An 11,763-nucleotide genomic window follows, 5' to 3' on the forward strand; every position below is an offset into this window, starting at 1 on the left:
CCCCCCCCCCCCCCCCCCCCCCCCCCCCCCCCCCCCCCCCCCCCCCCCGCCGGTGGAGTGTCAGGCGTCCTGGCCGACGGGCGCGGGCCGCAGCGGGCGCAGCGCCTCCTCGACCCGGACCAGCTCGTCCAGCATCGCCTTGGCCGAGGCGAGCATCGTCTCGTTCGGCTGCACCTTGGACTCGTCGTCGACGAACTGCCGGACGAAGGGGATGCTGACGGCGTCGGCGACCGGGGTCATCTTGAGGGTCGTCACGACCTGCTTGACCATCTGCACCGCGCGGGTGCCCGCGGAGACGCCGCCGTAGCTGACGAAGCCGACCGGCTTGTAGAGCCACTCGTTGTGCAGGTAGTCGAGGGCGTTCTTCAGCTCGGCGTTGTAGCCGTAGTTGTACTCCGGCATCACGAACACCAGGGCGTCGACGCCGGAGATGCGGGCGCTCCAGTCGCGGGTGTGCTGGTGGGTGTACTGGCCCAGCCGCGGGTGGCCCGGCTCGTTCATGAAGGGCAGCGCCACCTCGGCGAGGTCGATCAGGTCGATCTCGTCGAAGCCGCCGTGCGTGCGGGCCTCCTCCTCGAACCACTCGGCGACCGGCAGGCCCACCCGCCCCGGCCTGGTGCTCGCCACAATGATCCCGAGCTTCGCCATCGCGTGTCTCCTTCTGCGTATCCACGGGCCGGGTCCTCCGGCGGCACTAAAGATACCTTAGTGACGTACGGAGGCCGTCCCGCCCCGGCCACCAGCGGCCCGCCCGCGCGGCACACACCCGGCATCCGTCGCATACTGCCCTCAGTGCGTCCCCCACGTGCCGGAGGTAGCCATGGCCACGGCGGCCCCGCCTCCGGGCGGCCCGGACCGCGGGGCAGACGGGTCCCGGCGCGGGCGCTGGGCCGCGGTGCGAGGACGGGCGGTGGCCGCGCGCCACGCGGCCGAGCGGCGCTTCCCCGTGCTGACGGAGCTGACCGCGCGCCTGCTGTCGGTGAACCTGCTCGACGCGGCCACCCGGCTGGCGGCGCAGCTCTTCCTCACCGCGGTGCCGTTCATGTTCGTGGCGGCGGCCTTCAGCCCCGACACCGTCCGCACGCACATCCTGGACTCCGCGCAGGACCTCTTCGGGCTCAACAGCACCGCGCAACGCCAGCTCCAGGAGCTCTACGGCCCCCAGCACGGCGCCGACACCGGCACCGAACGGCAGACCACCGGGGCGATCGGGGCGGTGATCGCGCTGCTGGCCGCGACCGCGAGCAGCCGGGCGATGGCGCGGGTGTGCGAGCGGGCGTGGCAGTTGCCGAAGGCGGCCGCGCGGGTGGTGGTGTGGCGGTGGTTCGCCTGGATCGTGGCGTGGGTGGCGGTGCTCTTCCTCCAGGGGCCGCTGCGGCACGGACTGGGGGCCGGGCCGTGGCTGGGGGTGCCCCTGATCTTCCTCGCCGACCTCGCGGTGTGGTGGTGGACCCAGCACCTGCTGCTCGGCGCGCGCCTGCCGTGGCTGCCGCTGCTGCCCGGCGCGGTGCTCACGGCCGCGGCGATGACCGCGCTGTCGGTGACGGCCCGCGTCTACATGCCGGTCGCCCTCAACCGCAGCCTGGCCGCCTACGGTCCGCTCGGCTCGGTCTTCACCCTCCTGTCGTGGCTGATCGCGATCTGCGTCGCGCTGACCTTCACGATCACCGCGGGCGCCGTCCTGGCCACCGAGCCCCCGCTCTCCCGCCACCTCCCGCCCCTCCCGGCCCCGCCGGGCCCCACGCCACCGGAACCGCCGCCGCCGCCACCGCCCGCCGCGCAATCCCGTTGCCCCACCCGCCCCCCGCGGTGAACGATCCCCCGGTGACCACCTTGTTCCTCACCGTCGGCCTGCCCGGCGCCGGCAAGACGACCCTGGCCCGGCAGATCGCCGCGGAGCACGGCGCGCTGCGGCTGACCCCCGACGAGTGGATGATCCCGCTCTTCGGGGACTCCCGGGCGAACGGCAAGCGCGACGTCCTGGAGGGGCGGCTGATCTCCGTCGCGCTCCAGGCGCTGCGGCTGGGCACGGACGTGGTGCTCGACTTCGGCTGCTGGTCGCGCGACGAGCGGTCCGCGATCCGCTGGCTGGCCGCGTCCGCGGGCGCGTCCTGCCGGCTGCGGTACCTGCCGGTCGACCACGCCACCCAGCGGGCCCGGATCGCCCACCGCCAGGCCACCACCCCGGAGGCCACCTTCCCGATGACCGATGCGGACCTGCTGAGCTGGCGCGCCCGGTTCGAAGAGCCCACCCCCGCCGAGCTCGCCGCCGACGCGCCGCCCGGGCCGCCGCCGTCCCCCTACCGGTCCTGGGCCGCCTGGTCCGCGGTCCGCTGGCCGTCGTCGGCGTCGTAGCGGCGGAGTGGCGGGGGGCGTGCCGCCGGTCGGGGCGTGCCGCGGGGCGCGGCCAACGGTGCTCCGGGACAACGCGGGCGTACGCGTGGTCGAATGGGTCCGTCGCCGTTCCGAGCCGTACTGCCAGCGGAGGAGAGCATGTCGGAGAGCGCCGTTCGTACCCGGGTTTCCGCCTACGCCGTCGCGCGGGCGGACGGGGGCATGCTGCTCACGAAGCTGTCGGACGCCTCGCCGGTGTTCGAGCCGGGCGCGTGGCACCTGCCCGGCGGCGGCATCGACCCGGGCGAGCAGCCCGCCGACGCGCTCGCCCGCGAGCTGCGCGAGGAGACCGGCCTCGAGGTGCTCGACGCCCGCCTGCTCGGCGCCCGTACGTATGCCGCGCAGCGGCTGGGCGTCAGCTGGCACCTGGTCGCGCTGTTCTACCTCGCCCGCCTCGCCCCGGGCCGGCCGGCCGTCACCGAGCAGGGCGGCTCGACCGCCGCGGCCCGCTGGATACCGGTGGCCGAGCTGCCAGGGATGCGGCTGTCCCCCGCCGCCGCCGACGCCCTGCGGATGGCGCCCTGAGCGCAGCCGGCCGCGCACCCGCCGAGCCGGAGCAAGCCTGGCGCCGTCACCCGATCGTGCGACAAACAGGCGTACGGCCAGGCTTTCAGGGCGCTGAAAGTTACCGGCGGAAGCACCTGTCGTCGCAGCTCCGGGCGCGGCCAAGTGGTCTGGACCACCGGGGGTTTTGCCAACCCCTTTACGGAACGGGGTCGTCCATGCGTCACTCGTGGCGCGTTCACCACGCGCACCACACCCGCACCAACTCCCCCCGTTCTCCACCGCGCAAGGGCCGCTTGTGAGGGCGGGGCTACGCGAGTAGACCCCACGCCGGACGGAAACGAGCACCCCCCGCGCCACCACCCGCACGCTCCCCCCACCTCAACGTGCATGGAGGAAAGCCTTGTTCTCCCGAAACCGCACCGCCCGCAGCGTACGACGGCGCAACCTGACCACCGCCGCGGTGCTCACCACCGGCCTGGCGCTGGCCGCCGCGGTGTCGACGACCGGCGCGGCCACCGCCGCGCCCGCGCCGTCCGGCAGCAGCTCGATCCCCGTCGGCCAGGGCTACATGGGCATCGGCTACGTCCAGGACACCCAGAACTTCACCCCTGACCCGCAGCACCTCCAGACCGACGCCAAGGGCATCATGTCCCCGGACGCGACCTACCCCGAGGGGATCGACGTCTCGCACTACCAGGGCTCGATCAACTGGTCGTCGGTGAAGGCCGCGGGCATCCAGTTCGCCTACATCAAGGCGACCGAGAGCACCACCTACACCGACCCGAACTTCAGCGCCAACTACCTGGGCGCCTACAACGCCAAGGTGATCCGGGGCGCCTACCACTTCGCGCACCCGGACCTGTCCACCGGCGCGGCGCAGGCGACCTACTTCGCCGCCCACGGCGGCGCCTGGTCCGCGGACAACCTGACGCTGCCGGGGATGCTGGACCTGGAGGGCGGCTGCTACGGGAAGACCACCGCGGCGATGCAGTCGTGGATTCTGGACTTCTACAACACCTACAAGGCCAAGACCAGCCGCGACGTGGTGATCTACACCAGCCCGAGCTGGTGGAACACCTGCACCGGCGGCTGGAGCGGCATGTCGGCCAAGAGCCCGCTCAACGTGGCCCACTGGACCACCGCTGCGAGCCCGACGATCCCGAGCGGCTTCCCGTACTGGACGTTCTGGCAGTACTCCGACTCCGGTTCGGTGAGCGGCGTCTCGGGCGCGGTGGACCGCGACCGGTTCAGCGCGAGCAGTGCGCGGCTGCTGGCGCTGGCCAACAACACGCCCTGACCGGCGGCCGGAAGACCGGGAGCCGGGGAGCCGGGGAGCCGGGGAGCCGGGGAGCCGGGGAGCCGGGGAGCCGGGGAGCCGGGGAGCCGGCCGATGCTGACGCCGCCCGGGTGCTGCGGCGTCAGCGGGCCGTTCCGGTGGCGGCGTACGCCCGGGCCAACCGGCCGACGCCCTCCCGCAGTTGGCCGGTACTGACCGCGCTGATGTAGCTCAGCCGCAGGTGGGGAGCCGGCGCCTCGGCCGCGAAGTAGGGCCGTCCGGGCGTGACGGCCACCCCCGCGTGCAGCGCCGCCGCGGCCAGGGCCTGCTCGTCGGCGCCGTCCGGCAGCCGCAGCCACAGGTGGTAGCCGCCGGACGGTACCCGCAGCCGCAGCGCGGGCAGTTCGCGGCGCAGCGCCTCGGCCGCCGCGTTGCGCCGCTCGCGCAGGGCGCCGCCCAGGGTGCGCAGGTGGCGCTGCCAGGCGGGCGAGCCGACCAGTTCCAGCGCGGTCTCCTGGAGCGGGCGCGGCACGAAGAAGCTGTCCACCACCTGGGTGGCGCGCAGCCGTTCCAGTACCGGCCCGCGCGCGGCCAGCGCCCCGACCCGCAGCGAGGGCGAGGTGGCCTTGGTCAGCGACCGCACGTGCACCACCACACCGTCGGGGTCGTCCGCGGCGAGCGGCGCGGGCGCCGGCGGGGCGTCGGCGTGGGCGAGCCGCCGGGCGAAGTCGTCCTCGACCACGAACGCCCCCGCGGCCCGTGCGACGCGCACCACTTCCGGGCGGCGCTCCGCGGACAGGGTGGCGCCGGTCGGGTTGTGGAAGAGCGGCTGGCAGACGAACACCCGCGCACCGGTGGCCCGGAACGCCTGGGCGAGCAGATCGGTGCGCACCCCGTCCTCGTCCACCGGGACCGGCACCGGGCGCAGTCCGGCCGCGCGGGCGGCGGCGAGCGTGCCCGGGTAGGTGGGCGACTCGACGAGGACCGGCGCCCCCGGGGCGGCCAGCGCGCGCAGCGCGGTGCCCAGCGCGCTCTGGCCTCCGGCGGCGATCAGCACGTCGGCGCCGCCGAGCGCGGCGCCGGGCCCGGCGATGTCCCGCGCGAACCACGCCCGCAGTTCCGCGATCCCCTCCACCGGGGGCCGCTCCCAGGTCCCGGGTCTGCGCCCGGCCCTGGCCAGCGCGCCGGCCAGGGCGCGTTCGGGTTGCAGCGACGCGTGCAGGTAGCCGCCGACGAGGTCGATCACGCCGGGCGGGGGCACGGCGAGCGTGGCGAGGACGCCGGAGGCGTCGGCGGTCCGCGGGCCGGGTGCCGGGGGCGGGACAGGTGCCGGGAGCGGCGTGTGCGGGCCGGGGGCCGGGGGCGGCACCGCGGGCCCGGGTGGGGGCGCCGGCCCGTCGCCGGGGACCGGGTCGGCGCAGAGGGCGACCTCCTGCCAGGACAGGTCGCCACGGGCCCGGTGAGGGGCGTGCGGCCGAGTGCGGAAGACCCCGGCGCCCGGGCGGGAGGCCACCTCGCCCTCCGCGACGAGGACGGCGATCGCGCGCGAGACCGTCACCGGGCTGACCCGGTGGCGCTCCATCAGGGCCCGGCTGGAGGGCAGTCGGGCACCTTCAGGGCACTGGGCCAGCTCGGCCCGGAGCGCGGCGACCAGGTGGTCCACACTGCTACCCTCATTCATGTCAGCACAAGATAGCGCTACTGCACAGCGGTGGGTAGCAGCGAACCACGGCGCCCTGCTCGCCGCCACCGGCGTGCTCAGCTTCTCCTTCAGCTTTCCCGCCACCGCGTGGGCACTTCGGGGCTTCGGGCCCTGGACGTCGACCGGGCTGCGCGGGGTGCTCGCCGCGTTCGCCGCCGGCGCCTGCCTGCTCGCCGGCCGGGTACCGGTCCCGCGGCGCCGCGACTGGCCGGGCCTGCTGGTGGTCGCGGCCGGGTGCGTCCTCGGCTTCCCGCTGCTGACCACCCTCGCCCTGCGGACCTCCTCGACCGCCCACTCCGCGGTCGTCATCGGCCTGCTGCCGCTGGCCACGGCGGCGGTGTCGGTCGCGCGCACCGGCGAGCGCCCGCCGCGGCTCTTCTGGTACGGCGCGGTCGCCGGCGCCGCCGTCGTCATCGGCTTCACCCTCCAGCAGAGCCACGGCCGGCCGACCGTCGCCGACCTCTACCTGTTCGGGGCGCTGCTCGTCTGCTCGGCCGGGTACGCCGAAGGCGGCCGGCTGGCCCGGCACATGCCCGGCTGGCAGGTCATCGCCTGGGCCGTGGTCGCCGCGCTGCCCGCCACCGCGGTCGTCACCGCGCTCGCGCTGCCGACCGAACCGGTGCACCTGACCGGGCACGCGCTCACCGGCATGCTCTACGTCGCGCTGGTCTCGCAGTTCGGCGGCTTCGTGGTCTGGTACCGCGGTATGGGCGCCATCGGGGTCGCCCGCGCCAGCCAACTCCAACTCGCCCAGCCGCTCCTGACGTTGGCGTGGGCGGTGCTGCTGATGGGTGAGCACCTCTCCCCTGTCACGCCGTTCGCCGCCCTGGCCGTCCTGCTGTGCATCGCGGCCACGCAGCGCGCACGGAGCTGACCCGCCGGCGGCCGCCCCCGGTGCCGAGTCGGCCCTACTCCGCCGGCCCGGCCAACTCCTCGTTCAGTTCGGCCAGTTGGCGGGTGAAGATACGGGCGCCGCCCTGGGCGGGGTGGCGGACGGGCCGTGCGGGCACACCGCCCCGGGCCAGCGCCGCTTCGGCCTTGCGGCCGACCGCCACGTATGTGGTGATCCCGAACGCCTCGGCCAGGGCGAGCGCGACAGGCGCGCCCGCGGCCACCTCCGAAGCGCGCGGGGTGCGGTTGGAGGCGGGGCGGCCCGGGGCGTGCGGATGGTGCGGGTAGATCGGCCAGAACAGCGGCAGCGCCCCGCGCCAGGCGGCCATCGCGCCCCACACCACCGCCGAGGACGCCTCCCACCCGAACGCGGGGTGCTCCGGCACCCGGAAGCCGTCGCCCGCCGGGTCGCCGGTGATCAGGCCCGGCCGGGCGGTGAGTTGGCGCACGCTCGTGAACGAGATGCCGCTGACGGTGTGGCCGCGGTAGCCGGGCGCCTCGCCGACCAGCATGACCCGGGGGCGGCCGCGGGCGATCAACTCCAGGTAGCGGCGCAGGTTCGCCGTCCGCAGCCGCCCCGCCGGGTCCGCGCCGTACAGGAACTCCGCGTCCTCGGGCGCGGGCAACTCCCGCAGCAGCGACCAGAACCGCGCCGTGTCGACCCCGCCCGCACCGTTCACGTCGTACCCGCCCACCCTTGTCCACGCACCGCCACTCCGCACCGTACCGCTTCCCACCGGCCGCCCGGGTGCAGCCGGACCCACCCGGACCCACCCTGGCGCCGGGCGGGATGAACCGATTCAGGCCCGATACGCGGGCGAGGCAGGGCATATCGCGTACCGCACGGCGGACGCCGTCCCACGGTGTGTGTCAGACCCGTTGACGCCGGGTCTGGAAACGTTTTAACTACCGCACACCGAGCACCCGGCGACGAGGAGGCGCCGCGGCCGCGCCGATTCGGGAGGCCCCTGGAGATGAGGCGGCCGACGGCAGTTGTGGACGTTCACCGGGCGCCGCCGACGTACCGAAAAGGTTTTCGCGAGTCGAGCCGGTTCGCCGCTCTCCACTCACCCGGCCACCGCACCACCGCGCCCCGCACGCCCCGCCCGAACGCCCCGACCCGCAGCCGAAACGAGTGTCCCCGTGCCAGCTTTCCACCTCTACGCCGACGGCCTGGAGTTCCGCACGCCGCACGAGATCCTGCGCGTCGAACCCTGGGGGCCCAGCGCGGTGCGGGTGCGTGCCACCACCGGTGTCCTCGACGACACCGCCCCCGGTGCCTTGTCGACGCCCCCGCCCGCGGGCACGGACATCGGGAAACCCGCGATGGTCGGCGGCCGGGCGCGCCTGGTGAACGGCCGGCTGACCGTGGAGGCCGACGCGGGCGGCCGTCTGCGCTTCACCCACACCGCGACCGGGCGCGAACTGCTCGCCGAGAAGCGGCCCTACGCCCTGCACGCCGGCCCCCGCGTGCACGCACCGCGCCCCGGCGGCGGCCACCGTTTCGAGCAGCACTTCACGGCGTACGACGGCGAGCGGCTGCACGGCCTGGGCCAGCACCTGCACGGCCGGCTGGACCAGAAGGGCCTGGTGGTGGACCTGGTCCAGGGCAACGCGGTCACGGCGATCCCCTTCCTGCACTCCTCCCGCGGCTACGGCCTGCTGTGGAACAACCCGGCCATGGGACGGGTGGAGCTGGGCGCGGACACCACCCGGTGGGTGGCCGAGGCGGGCCGCCAGATCGACTACTGGATCACCGCGGGCGACACCCCGGCCGAGATCATGTCCGCCTACGCCGACGCCACCGGGCACCCGCCGCTGCTCCCCGAGTGGGCGGCCGGCTTCTGGCAGTCCCGGCTGCGCTACCGCACCCAGCGCGAACTGCTCGACACCGCCCGGGCGTACGCGCGCCGCGGGCTGCCGCTGTCCGTGATCGTCTGCGACTTCTTCCACTGGACCCGGATGGGCGACTGGAGCTTCGACCCGGACGACTGGCCCGACCCGGCCGCCATGGTCGAGGAGTTGGACTCCCTCGGCGTCAGGCTCGCCGTGTCGGTGTGGCCCACGGTGGAGCCGGACGCCACCGCCTACCCGCAGTTGCGCGACGCCGGGCTGCTGGTCCGCGACTCCCGGGGCGGGCTGCTCACCCACCCCTGGCCGGTCCGCGGCCACGGCACCGACCGGCGGCCGACCGCCTACTACGACGCGACGGACCCCGCGGCCCGCCGGTTCCTGTGGGGGCGCCTGCGCGCGCACTACGCCGCCCACGGGATCACCGCCTTCTGGCTCGACGCCTGCGAGCCGGACCTCTCCCCGGAAGAGGCGGTGCGCGCCGTCTACGCCGCCGGGTCCGGCACCGAGGTCGGCAACCTCTACGCGACCCTGCACGCCCAGGGCGTCGCCGAAGGGCTGCGCGGCCTCGGCGAGGACCGCCCGCTCAGCCTCGTCCGCAGCGCGTGGGCGGGCAGCCAGCGGCACGGCGCCGCGCTGTGGTCCGGCGACATCGCCCCTACGTTCGCCTCGCTGCGCACCCAGGTGCGGGCCGGCCTCAATGTCGCGATGAGCGGCATCCCCTGGTGGAACACCGACATCGGGGGCTTCGCCGGCGGCGACCCGGAAGACCCGGAGTACCGCGAACTGCTCGTGCGCTGGTTCCAGTACGGGACGTTCTGCCCGATCATGCGCCTGCACGGCGACCGGCAGCCCCGGCAGCCCTTCGAGGCATCGATGACCGGCGGCCCGAACGAGGTCTGGTCGTACGGCGCGCAGGCGTACCCGGTCCTCGTGGCCCACCTGCGGCTGCGCGAGCGGCTGCGCCCCTACCTCATGGAGCTGTCGGCGGCCGCGCACCGCACCGGCGCCCCGCCGATGCGGCCGCTGTTCTTCGACTTCCCCGCCGACGAGCGGGCGTGGGAGGTCGACGACCAGTTCCTGCTGGGACCGGACCTGCTGGTGGCGCCGGTGCTGGCAGCCGGCCGGCGGCAGCGCACGGTCCACCTCCCCGCCGGCGCGCGGTGGGTCGAGGCGGCCACTGGCGCCGTCCACGACGGCGGCACCGCGCCGACCGCCGCGGCGCCGCTGGAGCACCTGCCGGTGTTCGTCCGTCAGGGCGCCCCCGTGACCGCCGCCCTGACCGGGTACGGCGCGCCCGACACCGCCGACGGCCCGCTTTCCCCCGCTCCCGAGGAGGCCCCGTGGCCCCGTCCGTGATCCGCAACCCCGTCATCCGCGGCTTCGCCCCCGACCCGTCCGTGATCCGGGTGGGTCCCTGGTACTACGCGGCCGTCAGCTCCTTCGAGTGGTTCCCCACGATCCCGGTCTTCCGCTCCCGCGACCTGGCCGACTGGGAGTTCGCCGGGCACGTCGAGGGGGCCGTGCCGGGCGGCAGCCTGGCCGGGGTGCCCGACTCCGGCGGCATCTACGCTCCGGGGCTGAGCTGGGACGGAGAGCGCTTCCGCGTCGTCTACTCCGTCGTCCGGGCAGTCGGCGGCCGCTACTTCGACCTGGAGACGTGGACGTCCGCCGCCCCCGACGCGGCAGGGCCCTGGAGCACGCCCCGGCGCCTTCCGGGCTACGGCTTCGACCCGTCGCTCTTCCACCACGGCGGCCGGACGTGGCTGGTCAACCTGCAAAGCGACCACCGGCCCGGCGGCGCGCGGTTCGCGGGCATCGTGGCGACCGAACTGGACCGCGCCACCCTGCGCCCGGTCGGCGGCACGCACCTGCTGCTCCAGCACGACCGCCTCGTCGAGGGGCCCAAACTCCTCCACCACGGCGGGTGGTTCTACCTGCTGGTGGCCGACGGCGGCACCGGCCCGGACCACGGCGTGCTCACCGCGCGCAGCCGCTCCCTCCTCGGCCCGTACGAGCTCGACGACCGGCCGCTGCTGACCTCCCGCGACGACCCGGCGCTGCCCTTGCAGCGGGCCGGGCACGGGGAACTCGTCGAGAGCCCGGACGGGCAGTGGTTCCTCGGCCACCTCGCCTCCCGCCCGCTGCGCACCCCCGACGGGCCGCGGTCGCCGCTGGGGCGCGAGACGGCGATCCAGGCGGTGGTGTGGAGCGCCGACGGCTGGCCGCGGCTGCGCCACGGCGGATGGCACCCCGCCACGGAGGTCGGCGGCCCCGCGCCCCTGCCGGTGCCGGCCCCGTACAAGGAGCACGCCGCCGCTCGCGCCGGAATCGCCCCGCTCGGATGGCCGTGGCTCACGCTGCGCGCACCAGTGGACCCGTCCTGGGCGGACACCGGCGCGCGGCCGGGATGGATCAGGCTGCGCGGGCGCCAGGGGCCGGAGTCGCTGTGGGACCAGAGCCTGCTCGCACAGCGGATCACCGAGCACGACTGCGACGTCGAAGTGACCGTCGACGCCCTGCCGCGGACCTTCGGCGAGGCCGCGGGGCTGCTGCTCCGCTACCACACCGGCGCGTACTTCGCCCTCGACCTGACCTGGGCCGAACCGCCCGGCGAACCCCAACGCGGCCAGCAGTGGCGGGGATCGGGGCGGGTAGTACTGAGCTTGGTGACACGCGACGCCGACGAGGTGCGGCAGCACCCGCCGGTGCAGGTGGCGGCCGGGGCGCCGGTCACCCTCGGCGCCCGGGTCCGGGACGGCGCGGCCCGCTTCTGGTTCCGCCAGCAGGGCCCGCGGCAGTGGATCGGTCCGGCCCTGGACTTCGGCAGGCTCTCCGACGAGGGCGGCGGCCCCCGCTTCACCGGGGCCGTCGCCGCCCTCCACGCCCAGGACCTGGTCGACGCCTCGTTCACCGCCGACTTCGGCGGCTTCCGGCTGCGCTGCACGGAGCCGCCGGTGCGGGCGGGCTGACCGGTGGCCCGGCACCGAGGTGCTAGGCCGTGTCTGACAAATAGCGTCGTCCCGCCCAAAGGGCGGGGGCCGACGGGGCCTGGTGCTCCCCCATGGCCTACGGCATGGGCGGTGCCCCCTGATCGCAAGGCGGAGGGTGGGGGTCCCTCCCAGGCGAAGCTCTGGGGAAC

At 75.3% G+C, this 11,763-nt stretch carries 10 protein-coding genes; 7 read left to right on the plus strand and 3 right to left on the minus strand.

Features of this window, described 5'->3' with window-relative positions; genetic code table 11:
* Positions 1-60: 60 nt before the first annotated feature.
* Complete coding sequence (locus AC3EVP_RS36290; RefSeq protein WP_335980254.1) at positions 61-648, minus strand: NADPH-dependent FMN reductase; 588 nt, start codon at positions 646-648, stop codon at positions 61-63.
* A 262-nt stretch (positions 649-910) separates the two neighbouring features.
* Between AC3EVP_RS36290 and AC3EVP_RS36295 the strand changes: the two genes are divergently transcribed.
* The 4 genes from AC3EVP_RS36295 (at position 911) to AC3EVP_RS36310 (ending at position 4,198) form a co-directional block, all read left to right on the plus strand.
* A complete protein-coding gene (locus AC3EVP_RS36295; protein WP_435137893.1) occupies positions 911-1,813 on the plus strand; it encodes a YhjD/YihY/BrkB family envelope integrity protein in 903 nt (300 codons plus the stop codon).
* 11 nt (positions 1,814-1,824) lie between these two features.
* On the plus strand, positions 1,825-2,355 hold the full coding sequence (locus tag AC3EVP_RS36300) for a P-loop nucleotide/nucleoside kinase family protein (RefSeq protein WP_435137896.1): 531 nt from the start codon (positions 1,825-1,827) through the stop codon (positions 2,353-2,355).
* A gap of 138 nt (positions 2,356-2,493) precedes the next feature.
* Positions 2,494-2,919: an NUDIX hydrolase gene (locus AC3EVP_RS36305; RefSeq protein ID WP_435137899.1), complete on the plus strand. Its 426-nt coding sequence runs from the start codon at positions 2,494-2,496 to the stop codon at positions 2,917-2,919.
* A 382-nt stretch (positions 2,920-3,301) separates the two neighbouring features.
* Positions 3,302-4,198, plus strand: a complete 897-nt coding sequence (locus AC3EVP_RS36310) for a GH25 family lysozyme (RefSeq protein ID WP_435137902.1) — start codon at positions 3,302-3,304, stop codon at positions 4,196-4,198.
* A gap of 121 nt (positions 4,199-4,319) precedes the next feature.
* On the opposite strand, the gene AC3EVP_RS36315 is transcribed toward AC3EVP_RS36310, so the two are convergent.
* Positions 4,320-5,858, minus strand: coding sequence for an aminotransferase-like domain-containing protein (locus AC3EVP_RS36315; RefSeq protein WP_435137905.1), 1,539 nt, complete (start codon positions 5,856-5,858; stop codon positions 4,320-4,322).
* On the opposite strand from AC3EVP_RS36315, the gene AC3EVP_RS36320 reads away from it, so the two are divergent.
* Positions 5,857-6,753, plus strand: coding sequence for a DMT family transporter (locus AC3EVP_RS36320; RefSeq protein WP_435137908.1), 897 nt, complete (start codon positions 5,857-5,859; stop codon positions 6,751-6,753). The genes AC3EVP_RS36315 and AC3EVP_RS36320 overlap by 2 nt on opposite strands.
* Before the next feature lie 34 nt (positions 6,754-6,787).
* Here AC3EVP_RS36320 and AC3EVP_RS36325 read toward each other — a convergent pair whose 3' ends face one another.
* The gene (locus tag AC3EVP_RS36325; protein ID WP_435137911.1) at positions 6,788-7,450 is read right to left on the minus strand and encodes a uracil-DNA glycosylase; all 663 of its coding nucleotides are present in this window, start codon (positions 7,448-7,450) and stop codon (positions 6,788-6,790) included.
* Positions 7,451-7,913: 463 nt separating this feature from the next.
* Between AC3EVP_RS36325 and AC3EVP_RS36330 the strand changes: the two genes are divergently transcribed.
* Both AC3EVP_RS36330 and AC3EVP_RS36335 read left to right on the plus strand, forming a co-directional pair.
* A complete protein-coding gene (locus AC3EVP_RS36330; RefSeq protein WP_435137914.1) occupies positions 7,914-9,980 on the plus strand; it encodes a glycoside hydrolase family 31 protein in 2,067 nt (688 codons plus the stop codon).
* A complete protein-coding gene (locus AC3EVP_RS36335; protein WP_435137917.1) occupies positions 9,965-11,593 on the plus strand; it encodes a glycoside hydrolase family 43 protein in 1,629 nt (542 codons plus the stop codon). The genes AC3EVP_RS36330 and AC3EVP_RS36335 overlap by 16 nt, the downstream gene beginning before the upstream one ends.
* Positions 11,594-11,763: the final 170 nt, after the last annotated feature.

The sequence above is a fragment of the Actinacidiphila sp. bgisy144 genome (assembly GCF_057708105.1).